Source organism: Aliinostoc sp. HNIBRCY26 (genome assembly GCF_050235535.1).
GTDB lineage: Bacteria > Cyanobacteriota > Cyanobacteriia > Cyanobacteriales > Nostocaceae > Trichormus.
The window spans coordinates 3,038,091-3,055,880 of record NZ_CP189852.1 but is presented as its reverse complement, the minus strand read 5'-3'; the positions used below and the strand labels follow the sequence as shown (position 1 = coordinate 3,055,880).

The following is a 17,790-nucleotide window of genomic DNA, read 5'->3' as shown; positions in this document are numbered from 1 at the left end:
AAATTTTAATACAGATACAAACCCAGAAACCCTTGTTAAGTTACGATACCTCAATTACGAATTACGAATTGCGAATTACGAATTACGAATTGTTATCACAGGCGTTCTTGAAAATATTTCCGGTATAATTCGCAGCGTGGTACGGCTTGATTATTTTGCCATTGAATCAGTCCCATACTATATAGTTGATATCCTAAAGTTGAGTCTAATGCTACTGAGTTATTTGTGCTGATTACTTGCTTAAAAGCTGCTGAGAGTTTTTCATTTTCTCGAATAATTCCCAAATGTCGGCGCAAATGTTGACTATAAATCCCGACATCACTAGGCGCATCCTGTAATATTTGTGATAAGTTCACCCATTTTCCTGGTGATGACTGAGCGAGATGATAAAAAGCTAACCTCACTAAATATGGATGTCCTCCCACCATTCCCATCAATTGTTGTACTAAGTTATCGTCCCAATCAAGTTGATGTCTTTGTGCTAAATCTTTAACCTGAGTGGGGGTGAACTCTGTTAATTCTATTGGTTCTCCGACGTTAAAGGGTGAATGATTGATATCTAAAGTCCCATAATTTTCTGTGGAATGTACTACGACTAGTCGTAGTCGTTTCCAAATATCTCTGTTGTTGGCTTCTTCATGACAGGTGCGGAGGATACCGAAAAAGCCTTGAGAAACTTCAGGATAACTAAAAACTCGATCTACTTCATCACAAGCCAAGACTAGGGAAGTGTCTATTTGCTGAAATATATAGTCTTGCAAGTATGTTTTACAGCTGATTTTACTACCGATCGCATGATTCCAAAAATCTGGGATGCGATCGCGGATATTCAACTCTAAACTCATATACGCACAAAACCAGCGCAAAAAATCATCCAAGTTACGATAATTTACTTCGTCTATATCCTGAAAGTTTAAACGCACTGTGCGATAGCCATAGTTGCGCGCCTGCGCCAGAATTCTATCTAGGAGGGAAGTTTTACCCATTTGTCTGGGTGCTTTGATGCGGATGAGAGCAGCTTCTTGAGCGATCGCTTCATAGCAAAAAGACTCTATAGTATAACGCAGAGATTCTAGATAATAGCGTTCTATGTAAAGAGAGGAATTGAGAGGAACTGGATGATGGGGAAGTTCTAACCTGCGGGGTGGTGGTGATTTGCGCTTTTCCCTGGCGCGATTTAGAGCTTGACGAAAATTATTCTTACTAATAGGTTCTCCAATAATCTCCGTCAGTTTTTTCCATAACTTCGCACCCACATCATTTTGAATATATGTATTAGCCAAGTTTAATTCTCTGGCGATATCATCATATTTTTTTCCCTCCCAACTTCCTTTTAATACCTGCACTTCTATATCAGTCAGATACTTTTGCGTAGCTTGAAATACGATAGTATCTACTAATTGCTTAATTTCCTCCCAAGGAATTTTTTCTTCGGAGTACATAGGTAATATAGCTAAAATAAATATTCACGATTTTACCCTAATTTAAAAGCTATATAACCCAGACTTCTGTAAAAATTCGGAAACCTGACCATCACACCTTACTTTTCCCTACTTTTCCTTACTTTTCCTTACATAAACCTGAAATTACCTGAAAATATTCCCTAGTTTTTCGTGTTTGGATTTATGAAAAATCCAGACATAATGACGACATGAAACCTGGGGAATTAAACAAGAAACTTAACAAGCGCAGAGACTTTCCTCGCTTCTTCTTGGTTGAGCCACCAATTGATGAGAATGGAGCAACGAGTCATGATATTAGCATCATCAATTATAGAAAGCAGTGTTTATGGTGGAGATGAAGACGAAGACGAAGATGAAGATGATGTTCCAACAGTTCCACCCAATTAACTAGGTTAAAGGTTTGTAGTCAAGCTTAAATTGTTGCACCTGGGTTAAAAACCGGGTTTCTTCCAAATCCCTCAGCTTAGAAACCTTAATCTTTCGTTCAGAAACCCGGTTTTTTAGGGCTTGTGCCATCTTTTCAACTTGAGATGTTAACAGTTCTCATAGCATTCAGTTTCCAAACTTCTAATTCTGGTAACTTACAACGCACACCTTTTAATTTTTGGTCATGGCTGTAAGATTCTAAGAAATTATGCCATGATAAAATAGCTCCTTGTTTATCTCCCTCTGCTTCTTGGACTTGTGCTAATAAAGCATAAGCTGGCACGTAATCAATTTCCAATTCCAAAGCTATGAGCAAATGTTGTTTAGCTTGTGGGTAAAGGTTTTGCTGAAAATATGCCCAGCCGAGATTTTTATGTAAAGCAGCTTTAACTGTATGGTCTTTAGCCCTTGATAAAATAGGTTCAATCAGTTCTAGTGCTGCAATATTATTTCCTTGGAGAATTTCCAATCGGGCTAAATTATTAATCGCCGCATCAGCCGCCCGATTTTGATATTGCATGGCAATTTTATAATGTTCACAAGCCTGAGTTACATTATCTAATTTCTCATAGGTTGCGCCCAAGTTATAGTGAGCAGCACCAAAATCAGGTTTCAACTCCACGGCAATTTTTAGATAAGACAAAGCTGCATTAAAGTCACTATTTAAGTAGTGTTCATAGCCAATTTTATTAAAAGCTTTAGGCATTTGCTTTTTCTCCTGTTCATTGAAGTTAAATCGCAGTAGAAATTTGCTAAATTCCTCATTGATTGCTTGCTTATTTGATAGCAATTGCAAGATAAAGTCCGTCACATTAGCATCATCAACCTCATCACTTTCAGCGACGGTTACTTGATGTGTAACTTGGGGTTGATCTTCACTCAATAAGTCAGGCTTATATTTAGCGACTAGTGTCACAAGTTCAGAACGTTTATAACGCCGACTCTCAGAGTGTTCACTATTGAGTCCAAATTCCTGACAAATTCTCTCAATAAATTTGCGGACACTAGCCTCACCGATATTCATCGCTGCTGCAATATCTGCATCTGTCTCGCCAGTCAGTATCCTGTGCAGTACCTCTTTGCGCCTGCTTGTCAGTTTCTCAAATATCACCTCGAACTTTTGCTGATTCATATCTTGTGCTTAGGGAACTCATACTGTACTCACGCTTGTGACTATCTTAATATAAGTTAACGCCTACTATCCTCTGTAATGGGGGGATACAAACAGCACTTGTGTGGAAAATACTGATTACCCAGGGTTTTAAGATTTCAAGACTTATAAAGATATTAATATAGCGAGTTTAAAGTTGTATTACTTTAATTAAATGTATTTATACTTACTTGTGCTTATATAGCTTCTGATTGACAGCCAAAGTATTTAGTGTCACATTTGTGATTAATTTTTGATGTCACTAATTAATAAAATATTGATTAGTGACATTGTTTTAGTTATTGTCCCTACTTAAATTATAGAAATTGGTTAGTGTTATGTTTAACGGAAATGAGTCTAACTTTAGTGTAGGCACTGCCATTAGTTTTGACGTGTCTCTAGAAAGTGCTTACGGCAATCTCATGGGTTTCCTAAAAAGTGAAAATTTTCTTCCCCAAATGGCAGCAATCTTTGGTGAAAGTGAAGATTTAAATAAACTGCAAGCATTAGCTGATACTTGGATATCGGGTAATTTCAGTCAAATACCTCCTATTCAAATTGTTCCAGGCAATTTAATGAATGGTGCAAATGGTGCTTTTTCTGAATTGACAGGCACGATTTATTTGTCTTCAGATTATCTTTCGCAAAACTCCAGTAATCCTGATCCTCTCACGGGGGGTGTCACTGGTGTATTGTTAGAAGAGATCGGACATTTTGTTGATACCGTTATTAATCCAGGCAGTGATACTCCAGGAGATGAAGGAGAATTATTTGCTGCGACTTTAATGGGACTTCCACTAAGTAATGCGGAGAGGTATCGGATTAATTTAGAAGATGACCATAGTTTCATTACTATTAACAATCAGCTAGTCCCAGTCGAACAGTCTGTAACATTACCCGTGATTACGGTTATGGCAACCGATGACAGTGCTATAGAAACTTCCACAGGACAACCTGCTAATTTTGGACAGTTTACTTTAGTACGTACCGGAAATACAGCAGCAGCTTTAACATTGAACTATATTCTAGGTGGTACAGCAACTAATGGAAAAGACTATAGTAAATTGGATGGAAAAGTTACTTTTACACCAGGTTCATCCACAGCTGTAGTCAATGTTAAACCTATAGATGACAACTTACTAGAAGGCAAGGAAACGATTATTCTCACCTTAGCAAATGGAACAGGCTATACTATCGGCACAGTAAAAAAAGCGACTATTACCATTGCTAATATAGATCCAAGGGGACTTGCTGATTTTCTTTGGGACAAAGGAAATACAGTTAGCCAAATTGGAGTAAATTTAAAAAATCGTGGCTTTAGCCTACGAACAATAGCTGATGCGCTGGATGATGGTGTAACCAAGAGTGATGGGACTGGTCTTAACTACACAGATGTAGCAATTGGTTTATGGAATAGTGGACACAGTTTGGATACAAGAATCCTCGCTGACTTGCTCTGGGATGAAGGAGCGACGGAAATTAATATTGCTCAGGCACTAAATTATGGAATTAATCGAAGCCTAATACAGATTGCAAGTGATATTAGGTATGGTGTAACAAAAACCGATGGGAGTAGCCCGAACTACACTAGCGTAGCTATTGGTCTGTGGAATAGTGGGTTAAAGATAGATTCAAGAGTTCTGGCAGATATACTTTGGGATACAGGAGCAACACAAAGTCAAATTGCTCAAGCTCTCAATTATGGAATTGGGCGCAATTTGTTGCAGATAGCCAGTGACATGAAATATGGTGTCACTCTCAGCGATGGCAAAAGCTACTTGAATTACACGGATGTAGCTATTGGTCTGTGGAATAGTGGGTTAAAGACAGATTCAAGAGTTCTGGCAGATATACTTTGGGATACAGGAGCAACACAAAGTCAAATTGCTCAAGCTCTCAATTATGGAATTGGGCGCAATTTGTTGCAGATAGCCAGTGACATGAAATATGGTGTCACTCTCAGCGATGGCAAAAGCTACTTGAATTACACGGATGTAGCTATTGGTCTGTGGAATAGTGGGTTAAAGACAGATTCAAGAGTTCTGGCAGATATACTTTGGGATACAGGAGCAACACAAAGTCAAATTGCTCAAGCTCTCAATTATGGAATTGGGCGCAATTTGTTGCAGATAGCCAGTGACATGAAATATGGTGTCACTCTCAGCGATGGCAAAAGCTACTTGAATTACACGGATGTAGCTATTGGTCTGTGGAATAGTGGGTTAAAGACAGATTCAAGAGTTCTGGCAGATATACTTTGGGATACAGGAGCAACACAAAGTCAAATTGCTCAAGCTCTCAATTATGGAATTGGGCGCAATTTGTTGCAGATAGCCAGTGACATGAAATATGGTGTCACTCTCAGCGATGGCAAAAGCTACTTGAATTACACGGATGTAGCTATTGGTCTGTGGAATAGTGGGTTAAAGATAGATTCAAGAGTTTTGGCAGATATACTCTGGGATATAGGAGCAACACAAAGTCAAATTGCTCAAACTATGAAGTATAGTAACCCAGATTTAAACTATCGGGGATTTAATTTACAAACAATAGCTGATGCACTGGATGATGGGGTAACTAAGAGTGATGGGACTGGTCTTAATTATATAGATGTAGCAATCGGACTGTGGAATAGTGGATATAGTTTGGATACAAGAATTCTCGCTGACTTGCTCTGGGATGAAGGTGCTACAGTAATTGAAATTGCTCAAGCTATGAAGTATGGTAATCAGAATTTCAACTATCCAGGATTTGATTTACAAACCATAGCTGATGCTTTACGTTATGGTGTGACCAAGATAGATAATACGAACCTTAACTATACCACTATAGCAAGAGGTCTGTGGAATAGCGGATATAGTCTGGATACAAGAATCCTTGCTGATTTGCTCTGGGATACAGGAGCAACACAAGGTGAAATAGCTCAAGCTTTAAACTTTGAGATTGGTCGCAATCTAACACAGATTGCAAATGACATGAAGTATGGGGTTACTTTAAGCAATGGGAAGAGTTTCAACTACTATGATATTGCTTTGGGTTTGTGGGAGAGTGGTTTAGCTGTTAGTACACGAGATATTGCCAGAGAACTTCAAAATATTGGAGCAAATGCAGTTGATACTTCTCAGGTACTTCATTACCAGCTTGGTGCTTCATTAGAGGTAATAGCTGATGCGTTAGATGATGGAGCAACTTTCAGCTACAGAGATATTGCCGACGGTCTATGGAATAGTGGATACAAGTTCTCTGACTACAGATTATCAAGACTACTGCGAGATGAGGGTGCCGGTTTTTGGGAGACTGTAGAAGCAGTTGATGCTGTGGCTACAACTTATGCACAAGCAGTACTTGTAACAATCCAAGGTGAGATTAAAGACATCATTAATCATGTAGATCAGCGAATTACTCCCATAGTAAAAAAATTAGAGACTTTCTACGAAGATAATAAGTCAATTTTATGGGTTGCGACACCAATTTTGGTTATCTCTGTAGAAGCAACCAAAGTTATCATTAAGAGTATCGAATCGGGGAATGTTGATCCAATAGTTGATACCCTTAAAAAAATACCTGTTGCTGGTACGGCTGTAGGTATTATGGAAGGTGTGATTAATGCAGTACAAGGAAATGAAAAGGATACGTTGAAGTCTGCCATAGATTCCGCACTTGCCTTTTATGGCGTATCTACTGTTATTACTCCTTCAATGGTTGATTTTGCCGTTGACATATTTTGGGAACTCAAAGACAAGGATTACCAAGGGGCTATATCTGAAACATTAAATAATTTGGGCTTGCCGAAGAAAGTGGCTGAGATTTTCGTTTCTGTTGCATGGGCAATGGAAAAAGGGAATTGGGAAACAGCAGTTAATACTGCATTAACCAAAGTCGGCTTTGGTAACGGCAAAGAATTGGTTGATATTGCCTGGGATATTATCGACAAAAATTATCAAGGAGTTCTAAAAACAGGATTAGAGTTAGTTGGCTTCAATACTCTTGGCATTGATCAGGCTAAAGCTAACGCTTTTATCAACATCACTGTTGCCATTCGAGATGGTAATTTTAATAAAGCTGCTGACTATCTTATTTCACTAGCTGGCAGTAATGCTCAACAAATAAGTCAGAGGAATTGGGTCAAGGATTTAAGAGATGGCAATTCTGTCAATGATCGCCAAGCAATTCAAACAGGTCTATCAGAACTCGGTTTTAAAAATGCGATACAATGGGTCGATGTAATATGGGCTGTTAAAGATGGGAAATATGTTGATGCCTTATCTGGAGTACTTTCTTTAGGAAATTTTAAAAATACTCAAGATTGGGTAAAAATAATTGATAATCTACAAAAACAGAACTATCTAGATGCACTATCTACTGCATTTAGACTAGCAGGATTTCAGGATGGTCAATCTTTAGCAGAGGCAGCTATTGCTGTCAGAAATGGAAATTTCATAGAAGCTTTTTATGAAAGTTTTGATCTGATTGAAGGTGGTAGTGATTTGAAAGAGGCATTTAAAGCTATCCAAGACTTTAATCTTCAAGAATTTGTTACATCAATGAAAAATTCCGCTCCTCTTCTGTTAAAAATTCTGGTTTAAAGAAGGTAGATATGTCTTTTTGGTGAAGAGGTTGATCAAATACCTAAAGCTACTAAGAATAAGGGTAAAAACAGTCGGTTACTAATGTTAATGACTGTCACTTAGTTGATGAGCGATCGCCCACCGACTTTACTGATCTGGCAGGCGATCGCTTTGGTAAAATAGCAGCAAATATCCTTGCCCAAGCCAAAGGAATGACCAGATTCATCCATGACCAATTCTCCAAAGACTACCTAGAAGAACTCCTAAAACCATTCGGAACAGTCCAAGCACCAAGTAGAGTCGCAGCAGAAGTCAAAGAAATAGACGTATTATTCACACCAATTCCCACACAAACAACCAACTTAAACACCTTGGGAATATTAGGTAGAATGGCTACAAACCCAGCCATATTTGAACCATTCCGCAATCCTGCATCCATCGAAGAAATTAAAGATTGTCTATCAAAATCATTAGAAGTAAACAAGGCAATTCAGCGAGAGGCAAATCGCAACAAAAGCAAAATATCAGACTCAGAAATTCCCCAACAATGGATACTCACACCCACCGCATCAGAAACAATCATTGCTGGTTTTGGTGCAGTTCTCAAATCAGATTGGGTAGAGGGAGTGTACTTTTTACCTGAATATTTCCGCACAGCCATAGTTGTAATTCATCAGTTACCATATATTCCCGAAACACTATGGCTGAGAATTCTGGGACGTGGGAAAGTGCAGCAACGCGCAATTGATGAATTAACAGCACTACCAGCAAATCACCCCTTTCAAAGAGTGACGCTAGAATTACTTTATAGCCTGCAACAAAATTTGCGAATCAACCAGAATATCGAAACAGACGATCGGGAGTTAGTGATGAGATTAGCACCACTGTATCAGGAAGATAGAGAGCGCGCCAGACAGGAAGGCGTGCAACAAGGCTTACAACAAGGTTTACAGCAAGGAGAACAACAGCTAATTCTGCGGCTGTTAAATCGGCGTTTAGGAGAAATCGATATATCTTTAACCGAGCAAATTCAAGGATTATCTATTGAACAATTAGAATCTCTGGGAGAATCATTATTAGATTTTGCTACAGTGGCAGATTTAGAAATTTGGTTAAGTCAACAACAAGATGCAACCAATCAGTAAATTATTAACGTTGATAATTTTAATTTAATCTATCAGCGATCGCCTTTTGAATCTGCAAAGATAAGTGAGAGCGATCGCTCTTTTGAAATAAGTCGAGTTGTTGGTGCGATCGCCCTCCGTTATCTGTTGATTTGGAGGGCGATAACTTTGGTACAATAGCAGCCATTATCCTTGCTAAAGCCAAAGGAATGACCAGATTCATCCATGACCAATTCTCCAAAGACTACCTAGAAGAACTACTCAAACCATTCGGAACAGTCCAAGCACCAAGCCGAGTCGCAGCAGAAGTCAAAGAAATAGACGTATTATTCACACCAATTCCCACACAAACAGCCAACTTAAACACCTTGGGAATATTAGGTAGAATGGCTACAATCCCAGCCATATTTGAACCATTCCGCAACCCCGCATCAGTAGACGAAATTGGTGATTGTATCTCTAAGTTATTAGAAATCAAGAGCGCAATCCAACGAGAAGGAAAGCGCAATAAAACTAAAATACCAGAAACAGAAATTCCCCAACTGTGGATACTCACACCCACCGCCTCCAAAAATATTATTTCTGGGTATGGTGGGCAACTAAAATCAGATTGGGGAGATGGAGTGTACTTTTTACCCAAATATTTCCGCACAGCCATAGTTGTAATTCATCAGTTACCATCTACTCCCGAAACACTATGGCTGAGAATACTAGGACGTGGGAGAGTCCAACAGCGAGCGATTGACGAATTAGTCGCACTTCCAAGCACTCACCCATTCCAAAGAGTGACGCTAGAATTACTTTATAGTCTGCAACAAAATCTGCGAATCAATCAAAATATCGAAACAGAAGATAGGGAGTTAGTGATGAGATTAGCACCACTGTACCAGGAAGATAGAGAGCGCGCCAGACAAGAAGGTTTACAGCAAGGTTTGCAACAAGGAGAACAACAGTTAATTGTGCGCCAGTTAAATCGGAGACTGGGAAACATTGATTCTTCGCTCATTGAACGAATTCAACAATTATCTATTGAGCAGCTAGACATCTTAGGAGAAGAATTATTAGATTTTGTCACCGTCGCAGATTTAGAACTCTGGTTAAGCCAACAACAAAACACTACCAATCAATAAATTTAATCATAACTAAGATAAGCGATCGCCTGCTGAAATCATCAAGAATTACGGTAGGCTTCGCCTACCCAATTCTTCCAAAATCAACCCAAACCCAATTCTCGTTTGAGTAAGTCAATAGAATTAGTCCCGATGTAATTTTCTACTTTCACCAGTTTGGGTGGACGAATGATATCTTCAGATGCTGCGTGGACTGCTGTCTGCACTATCGTAAAACAAGCTTGATCGCAAATAATCACTTCGGCTCGTTTCACAATTGCTTGCAATTTATAATTATCCTGTGGTTGGGCAGTCATGATGAGTAAATCATCACCCCGCAAACCGTGTAAAATCACTTCGGCTTGATGTCCGATTCCTGAACTCAGACTGACTATCCCTACACACTGGTCTTTTGGTAAATTCTTCAGGAAATTAATCTCTTTACTGTAGTCATAGATATCTAGAGGAATCACCCGCACAGATTTAGGTGCAGCGATCGCTTCCACATCGTTGATAAAATAGCGGCTAGTCACTACTGTGGCTGAGGTGGTCTTATCGAGGATGGCGGCTAATTCATTGATGGCTACTATCTGCACTGGTATCTCTAGATACTCTTCCAATTCATAAGCCATTAATTCCCCTACGCCCAAATCTTCTGAGGGTGCTGCTACTAATACCCGCGCACTACAACGCAAACGCCAGTCAATTTCCGCTAAGAATATCTCTCGTGCTTGATTGAGTGAATATCCTTCGCTAATGAGTTCATCTAGGGCTTTTTGCAGAATTTTTGCTGCTTCAGGATATTTTTGGGATATCGGTGATTGTAGCTTGCTTCCGCCTTCATGGCCTTGGGCGCGCACGTAAATTCCTGAACCGGCTAGACTTTCGACAAAACCGTCTTCTTCTAGCTGACGGTAAACTTTACTGATAGTATTACGATGTAACCCCGTTTGCATCGCTAAAGCCCGTGTACTGGGTAACTTGTAACCTGGTGAATATTGTCGAGAAGCGATCGCAAACCGCATTTGATTAAATAGCTGGGTTGATGCGGGAATCTCACTATCTGGCTGAATACGGAATTGAATCATCACCCAACCTCCTGAGCAATTCAAAATTCAAAATAAAGAAAACTAGGGGAACTACAAATTTTGGTTATCTTACATGGAAGATTTTTTTTGGGTAAATTTTTTATGTATAAGTATTTCGTATGGGATATTTCAGAAAAAATCACCCAAACATACTGGCATAGTTATATCAAATAATCACAAAGCTTTATCAGGTTGCATGGGTAAAAATTATTATGACTGAGCTAGCGTTAGATACTCAAAGGGTGAAGATTCCCCACAACAGTTTACAAATCTCTGCATATTTAGCACAACCCCAAGTACCAGGCTCTTACCCAGGAGTCGTAGTTTTACAAGAGATTTTTGGTGTAAATGAGCATATTCGGGATGTTACAGAACGAATTGCTAAATTAGGATATGTGGCGATCGCACCCTCACTATTTGAACGCATCGCCCCTGGCTTTGAAACCGGTTACACCCCCGCAGATATCGAAGTTGGTAGAAAATACGCTTGGGAACAAACCACCGCATCAGAATTATTAAGCGATATTCAAGCCGCCATTGACTACCTCAAAACCTTACCAACAGTCAAAAAAGATGGCTGTGGTTGTGTTGGTTTTTGTTTTGGTGGTCATGTAGCATATCTTGCTGCTACTCTCCCAAATATTACAGCCACAGCTTCATTCTATGGGGCGCGGATTCCCACTGCTACACCTGGAGGCGGCGCACCCACCCTTACCCGCACAGCAGAAATCCAAGGCACAATCTATACATTCTTTGGTGAAGCAGATGCGAGTATTCCCCCAGAACACATCGGCGAAATTACAACAGAGTTAGAAAAATACAACATTTCCCATCGTGTGTTCCGCTACGATGGAGCTGACCACGGATTTTTCTGTGACCGTCGCGCCAGTTATAATCCTCAAGCAGCAGCCGCAGCTTGGGAACAAGTACAGCAATTGTTTGGGACTGTGCTGGCTAAGTGAGGGCTACTGTTAATTTGTTACTTACAGCAGGGAACGAGCTTAAAAGTATCTGGTTTGCTTCTGAAACTTTGTACCTAATTTACCTGAAATCTGCTGTAATTAAAACTACGAATTACAAAACCCCTTGGTCTTAAATCAAATAACAATAATTTATTGTCAATTGTCATGAACTCCGAATCGAAACTTACTCAAAAAGCCAACTCGTCTTTTACAATGGACGATTTCGCCAAAGCATTAGAAAAACACGACTACCAGTTTCAGAAAGGTCAAGTTGTTCACGGTAAGGTATTTCAACTTGACCCTGATGGGGCTTATGTCGATATTGGCGGTAAGTCGTCAGCTTATATCCCCCGTGATGAGGCTTCTTTGAGAAGTGTTACCGATTTATCGGAGGTATTGCCGTTACATGAAGAATTAGAGTTTTTGATTATCCGTGAACAGGATGCAGAAGGTCAAGTAACTCTCTCTCGCAGACAGTTAGAAATTCAGCACATCTGGGAAAAATTAGCCAATATGCAAGAAGCTTCTCAGACAGTGCAAGTTAGGGTGACAGGTGTGAATAAAGGTGGTGTCACCGTCGATTTACAATCAATCCGAGGGTTTATTCCGCGATCGCACTTGACAGAACGTGATAATTTAGAAGCACTCAAAGGTCAAAGTCTCACCGTTGGTTTTTTAGAAGTAGATAGAAACAACAAAAAGCTGATTCTTTCTCAGCGTTTAGCGACTCGTTCTAGTAACTTCAACTTGTTAGAAGTTGGTCAGTTAGTAGAAGGTAAAGTCACAGGAATTAAACCTTTTGGTGTGTTTGTTGATATAGATGGCACAAGTGCTTTATTGCATATCAAACAAGTCAGCCAAAGATTTATTGAATCCCTAGAAAAAGTCTTCCAAGTAGGTCAACAAATTAAAGCTGTCATTATTGACTTGGATGAAGGTAAAGGTCGGATTGCTATTTCTACCAGAGTGTTAGAAAACTTCCCTGGTGAAGTGGTAGAAAACTTAGAAGAAGTAATGAGTTCAGCAGAAGCACGCGCTCATCGTGCTGCTAATAAATCGGCTGAATAAACTTTGTGAAATTTACTGTGATCGCTTTTTTATGTTTGCATGAAGAGAGCGATCGCTTTTTTATATTGATGGTAATGCTGGAAGCTCAAAATCATTAAATAAGCAAATATTGTAGTCAGAATTGTTTAAAACTTTTACTAATTTCGCATCGAGAGTTAATAGAATCGCACCGACTTGCCCAGAAAGAGCAACATAACAAGCATCGTAAGCAGAGATGTTATGATTGAGAGCGATCATCACTGCATCCGCCATCAAATCAGCAGTCGAGACAACACGCAAGGGAAAGTTTTTCAGAGTTGCTAAATCTACTTGAACCTCAGCCTCAGTGTACATTTTTGCACGAACATACTTCCACATAACATTGGCAGACTCTATATAAAACAAGTCTGGTACAAAAATTTCGGTCTGTGGATTAGCAAGATGACCGAATAGTTGATTAACTTTGGTAGTTAATGGATCAGCAATAAAATACTTGATGCACACACTGGTATCTACCACGCATCTCAGGGGAGTGTTCATCTATTCCGGTCTTCTCGAATCATCTCAGTGCTATCAGGTAATCCAAAGTCTGCTGGATTCAAGCGACTACGACGAACACGGATTTCTTCTAGAAGTTTTGGGACATTTTTGTATCTTTCGTCTACCGTTGGTTGCGGCTTTGTCTGCAAACCCTTCTGCAAGACTGTAATAGCTTGAGCTTCAACTGAGCTATTTTCAGCGTTAGCTAACTCTTGCAACTGTGCGTATAAATCATCAGGTATGTTTAGGGTAGCCATTGCTTGACCTCCCAAGAGAATTTATTTTATTGCTAATGGTAGCACAATGATTAGTTTTTGATTTATTTGGGCTTACGTCGCCAATGGCCTTTCACTTTAGTCCCATCTTTACGAAGATGAGGCTGAACATAAACTTTATCTGAACTTATATTTCTTGAATTTACTGATATAGATTTCCACCAATCTGCATGATGTTTTCGCTCAGGTAGTCTAGTATTAGATGAATTGGAATTACTTAAATTAAAGTTTGCCAAATACTTAAAGACTAAACTCACACTAAATAGAAGTAAAGCAATAAACAATATTATTGTTGCAACTATTATAAATAATGAAAAATAAATATTTTTAAAAAATAAATATGTAATTATATTTACTCCGAAACTTCTTATTGTAATTAGAAATATAATCACAATCAATAATATTGACATAACTTCAATAGGTGTCTTAATTGATTGATGAGTTTTAGTAAGTAACCTCTTAAAAAATTTAGGTTTTTCACATCGCCAAATTTTTATGGTTTTATCCCAGCTACCACTGACAAGAATTTCACTATTAGCTTGAAAAACTATTGAACTAACGCCACTTGAATGGCCTGTTAGTGTATGGGCTATTTTTCCAGTTTTTAAATCCCAGATTTTTATGGTTTGGTCATCACTACCACTAGCCAGGGCTAATCCATTAGGACTAAAAGCAATTGTATATACTTTGCTTGAATGACCAGATAAGCTATGAGGAATCTGTGTTTTACGCAAATTCCATAATTTAATAGTTTGGTCATCACTACCACTAGCCAGTATTGACCCATCTGGGCTAAATTTGACTGTACGGATATAGCCAGAATGTCCAGATAAGCTGAGTGTTTCTTTTGCGGTATTTACATCCCATATTTTTATGCTGTGATCACAACTACCACTAGCAAGAGTTAAACCATCAGGGCTAAAAGCAATGGATTGAATATAACTAGTATGCCCTCTTAAAGTGCAGATTTCACAAGCTGTATTCAAGCTGAACTTTTGACTAGTTTCTAAGTCCCAAAGTTTAATAGTGTTGTCATCACTACCACTAGCTAGAATTTTACCATCAGGATTTATAGCAAGTGTTGTAATAGATTGAGAATGACCACATAAAGTCGAAATGACCTGACCAGTTTTCAAATCCCAGAGTTTAATAGTATTGTCATCACTACCACTAGCTAGAGTGTATCCATCGGGACTAAAGGTTACATCACGAACAGCCCCAGAATGTCCAGATAGACTAAACACCTCTTGTCTAGTGTTAAGATGCCAAACTTTAATAATAGTATCATCTCCTCCACTAGCAAGCATATCTCCTTGAGAACTAATGGCAATTGCACGAACTCCAGAAAAAAACCACCCTGAATCTCCAGTTAAACTACTTTCTTCTGTCCATATCCAATATTTAGGTGAACAGTGTTCATACTCTGAATATTTTAAGGATTTTCGCATTGTTTTAAAGTAATAGTTGAGGTACTTTACCTCTATGATTCCCCACTCTAAATAGCTAATAACAATGCTGAGTCTTTTTTTATAAACTAATACTTATTTATATCTTTGAAGAGAATTATGAGAGATTAAAAATAATAAAAAATAGAATTTTTTATAGGTGTAGTTGTCCAGTAAGCTGTCACTGTCGCAATCCAAAGTTTTTCCGCACTTCTTATACAAAAATTAGATTACCAGCGTTGCTATCTGCTAGTCCAGCTTCAACAGTTTTATTTTCAAGGTGGGTCTACTGACTAAGCAAATACTTTTTGTGCATCTACTTTGTATACATTTTAGATGCAAAACATCGGTGAAACTTTGTCACTATATCAATTCAACGGAGAGGGGGAGATTCGAACTCCCGGAGGTTTTAGCCTCATCCGATTTCAAGTCGGACGCAATCGACCACTCTGCCACCTCTCCAAATAAACTGTCTAGCTTGGCTGCACCTGGGTTTTGTGGTGAGCAATAAAGCTGACAGATATTACTATATCCTATCATCTACGCAGATGGTACTACTGAATGCGATCGCTCATAAAAAATTTCTTCTGTCACCACCTGAAAATCCTTGCCAACCCATACCAGTGCGGCTTTTGTTACTACACCCGCCTCTAGGGAAACCACAGAAAAATTCCGCAGTTTCTCCCCGTCTTGCTCGACAATCCTGGGTACGCTGGCGGCATTGAGGTAAAGTATCCCCTCTGGGCTTCTAAAGACGGCTTTTCTGAGTTGTTTCTTGGTGTGCCGTAAAGCATGGTGCATATGTCCAAATGTCACCAAGGCTATTTGTTTACCCGCATTGATCGTTAAAGAAACCGCCTCAGCTAAATCAGGATCGCCAAAGTCGCCTCCGATGGGATGCCAATCTTTACCGCAGGGATCTTCGGGGCGATCGCCCAAGCCACTCGGCCCGTTATGACCGATAAAAATAATCGTGTCACAGGCTGCACTTTTCACGGATGCAAAGATTCTCGCTGCTGACTCTTCTAAAGTTGACACCCCATAACGCTCTTTGCAGATGTCAGCAAATCGCCACTCATGACCACCCCAACTAAAAGGACGGCCCCCCACGACAGTTAAATTCCATTCGGGGAAATCTAGCTTACTGAAACCAACGTGGGCTGCACCTAATAAATCTAGCTGTTCTTGTACCCTGTCTTCCTTGGTGCGGTCATAGGGACATTTCTTCCGTCCCCATTCTGTAGCGGTGTACCAAGCATCATGATTGCCCATGACAGCAGCTTTGGGAATATCGAGGGAGGCGATCGCTCTTACCACTTCCACCGATTCGTTACCAAAATCCCCCACAAATAACACTAAATCCACACCCAAATGCTTGAGTGCAATGCCATCCTCTGTTTCCCACAGATCATGAACATCTCCCACTACAGCAATTTTGAGAGTTGTTGCTTGCGATTTTTGACTGGTCATGCCACTTATCCTTGCCGTATATTTCCAGCATAGGCAACTCAGCCAAATTTGGACACAATTTTGGGGGATTAACCCCCCAACTATTTTTGGTAAAAACTACTATAATTAATGCACAGGCAAAATTTGTAACAAAACATTAATCTTTAACTGTGTTTACTACTGCTCAACGCCAACAAACTCAACCAGGTGGGCTACCACTAGATTTATTTGCTGCTATTGAAGAACTCAAAAAAGAACTCAACGCGGTGATTCTGGCGCATTATTACCAAGAGCCGGATATTCAAGATATTGCAGACTTTATTGGTGATTCTTTACAGCTAGCGAGAGCCGCAGAAAAAACCAACGCAGATGTGATTGTCTTTGCTGGGGTTCACTTTATGGCGGAGACAGCTAAAATCCTCAATCCTGACAAGTTGGTGCTATTACCAGATTTAAATGCTGGTTGTTCTTTAGCTGATACTTGTCCCCCAGCCGAATTTGCGGCTTTTAAAGCCGCCCATCCTGATCATTTGGTAGTTTCTTATATTAACTGCTCTGCCGAAATTAAGGCGATGAGTGATATTATCTGCACCAGTTCCAATGCTGTGAAGATTGTGCAGCAAATCCCCAAAGACCAACCAATTATTTTTGCACCAGACAAGAATTTAGGGCGGTATGTCATGGAACAAACCGGAAGGGATTTGGTGTTATGGCAAGGTAGCTGTATAGTGCATGAAACCTTCTCAGAGAAGAAGATTGTCCAGTTAAAGATAACTCACCCTGAAGCAGAAGCGATCGCTCACCCTGAATGTGAAAGTAGCGTTTTGCGTCACGCCAGCTATATCGGCTCTACAGCCGCTTTACTCAAATATTGTCAAACCAGCCCCAGCCAAGAATTTATCGTGGCTACAGAGCCAGGTATCATTCACCAAATGCAAAAATTAGCTCCTCACAAGCACTTTATTCCTGCGCCACCAGTAAATAACTGTGCTTGTAACGAGTGTCCGTTTATGCGGTTAAATACTTTAGAAAAACTCTATTGGGCGATGAAAAATCGGACTCCTGAAATTACGATGTCAGAGGAAATCCGCATTGCTGCACTAAAACCAATGCAACGGATGTTAGAGATGAGTATTTAGTTATC

14 protein-coding genes and 1 tRNA gene are annotated in these 17,790 nt (G+C 39.6%); 6 read left to right on the top strand and 9 right to left on the bottom strand.

Annotation, left to right across the window (positions count from 1 at the left end):
* Positions 1 to 95: 95 nt before the first annotated feature.
* Both ACQFX9_RS13025 and ACQFX9_RS13020 read right to left on the bottom strand, forming a co-directional pair.
* Positions 96 to 1,442 (bottom strand): AAA-like domain-containing protein, encoded by a 1,347-nt coding sequence (locus tag ACQFX9_RS13025; RefSeq protein WP_427162393.1) that lies wholly within the window; start codon positions 1,440 to 1,442, stop codon positions 96 to 98.
* Positions 1,443 to 1,983: 541 nt separating this feature from the next.
* Complete coding sequence (locus tag ACQFX9_RS13020; RefSeq protein ID WP_427162392.1) at positions 1,984 to 3,021, bottom strand: LuxR C-terminal-related transcriptional regulator; 1,038 nt, start codon at positions 3,019 to 3,021, stop codon at positions 1,984 to 1,986.
* Positions 3,022 to 3,377: 356 nt separating this feature from the next.
* Here ACQFX9_RS13020 and ACQFX9_RS13015 point away from each other — a divergent pair, with 356 nt between their 5' ends.
* Complete coding sequence (locus ACQFX9_RS13015; RefSeq protein WP_427162391.1) at positions 3,378 to 7,625, top strand: Calx-beta domain-containing protein; 4,248 nt, start codon at positions 3,378 to 3,380, stop codon at positions 7,623 to 7,625.
* Positions 7,626 to 7,819: 194 nt separating this feature from the next.
* The gene (locus tag ACQFX9_RS13010; protein ID WP_427162390.1) at positions 7,820 to 8,752 is read left to right on the top strand and encodes a DUF4351 domain-containing protein; all 933 of its coding nucleotides are present in this window, start codon (positions 7,820 to 7,822) and stop codon (positions 8,750 to 8,752) included.
* A 19-nt stretch (positions 8,753 to 8,771) separates the two neighbouring features.
* Here ACQFX9_RS13010 and ACQFX9_RS13005 read toward each other — a convergent pair whose 3' ends face one another.
* Positions 8,772 to 8,954 (bottom strand): hypothetical protein, encoded by a 183-nt coding sequence (locus ACQFX9_RS13005; protein WP_427162389.1) that lies wholly within the window; start codon positions 8,952 to 8,954, stop codon positions 8,772 to 8,774.
* Between ACQFX9_RS13005 and ACQFX9_RS13000 the strand changes: the two genes are divergently transcribed.
* Positions 8,941 to 9,861, top strand: coding sequence for a DUF4351 domain-containing protein (locus tag ACQFX9_RS13000; RefSeq protein ID WP_427162388.1), 921 nt, complete (start codon positions 8,941 to 8,943; stop codon positions 9,859 to 9,861). The two genes, ACQFX9_RS13005 and ACQFX9_RS13000, sit on opposite strands and share 14 nt — an antisense overlap.
* A gap of 83 nt (positions 9,862 to 9,944) precedes the next feature.
* On the opposite strand, the gene ACQFX9_RS12995 is transcribed toward ACQFX9_RS13000, so the two are convergent.
* On the bottom strand, positions 9,945 to 10,928 hold the full coding sequence (locus tag ACQFX9_RS12995; RefSeq protein WP_427162387.1) for a GntR family transcriptional regulator: 984 nt from the start codon (positions 10,926 to 10,928) through the stop codon (positions 9,945 to 9,947).
* Between the two features lie 212 nt (positions 10,929 to 11,140).
* Here ACQFX9_RS12995 and ACQFX9_RS12990 point away from each other — a divergent pair, with 212 nt between their 5' ends.
* Positions 11,141 to 11,890 carry a dienelactone hydrolase family protein gene (locus ACQFX9_RS12990; protein ID WP_427162386.1) on the top strand — a complete coding sequence of 250 codons (750 nt, stop codon included), beginning with the start codon at positions 11,141 to 11,143 and terminating at the stop codon, positions 11,888 to 11,890.
* 165 nt (positions 11,891 to 12,055) lie between these two features.
* A complete protein-coding gene (locus ACQFX9_RS12985; RefSeq protein ID WP_427162385.1) occupies positions 12,056 to 12,958 on the top strand; it encodes a S1 RNA-binding domain-containing protein in 903 nt (300 codons plus the stop codon).
* A 60-nt stretch (positions 12,959 to 13,018) separates the two neighbouring features.
* Here the strand turns inward: ACQFX9_RS12985 and ACQFX9_RS12980 are convergent, their stop codons facing one another.
* The 5 genes from ACQFX9_RS12980 to ACQFX9_RS12960 all read right to left on the bottom strand — a co-directional run bounded on the left by ACQFX9_RS12980 (position 13,019) and on the right by ACQFX9_RS12960 (position 16,667).
* Positions 13,019 to 13,477 (bottom strand): type II toxin-antitoxin system VapC family toxin, encoded by a 459-nt coding sequence (locus ACQFX9_RS12980; protein WP_427162384.1) that lies wholly within the window; start codon positions 13,475 to 13,477, stop codon positions 13,019 to 13,021.
* Positions 13,474 to 13,734, bottom strand: coding sequence for a hypothetical protein (locus tag ACQFX9_RS12975; protein WP_427162383.1), 261 nt, complete (start codon positions 13,732 to 13,734; stop codon positions 13,474 to 13,476). Before ACQFX9_RS12975 ends, ACQFX9_RS12980 begins: the two co-directional genes overlap by 4 nt.
* A gap of 62 nt (positions 13,735 to 13,796) precedes the next feature.
* Positions 13,797 to 15,200, bottom strand: a complete 1,404-nt coding sequence (locus tag ACQFX9_RS12970) for a WD40 repeat domain-containing protein (protein WP_427162382.1) — start codon at positions 15,198 to 15,200, stop codon at positions 13,797 to 13,799.
* A gap of 374 nt (positions 15,201 to 15,574) precedes the next feature.
* Positions 15,575 to 15,659, bottom strand: a tRNA-Ser gene (locus ACQFX9_RS12965).
* Between the two features lie 78 nt (positions 15,660 to 15,737).
* Positions 15,738 to 16,667: a TIGR04168 family protein gene (locus ACQFX9_RS12960; RefSeq protein ID WP_427162381.1), complete on the bottom strand. Its 930-nt coding sequence runs from the start codon at positions 16,665 to 16,667 to the stop codon at positions 15,738 to 15,740.
* A gap of 149 nt (positions 16,668 to 16,816) precedes the next feature.
* On the opposite strand from ACQFX9_RS12960, the gene nadA reads away from it, so the two are divergent.
* A complete protein-coding gene (gene nadA, locus ACQFX9_RS12955) occupies positions 16,817 to 17,785 on the top strand; it encodes a quinolinate synthase NadA (RefSeq protein ID WP_427162380.1) in 969 nt (322 codons plus the stop codon).
* Positions 17,786 to 17,790: the final 5 nt, after the last annotated feature.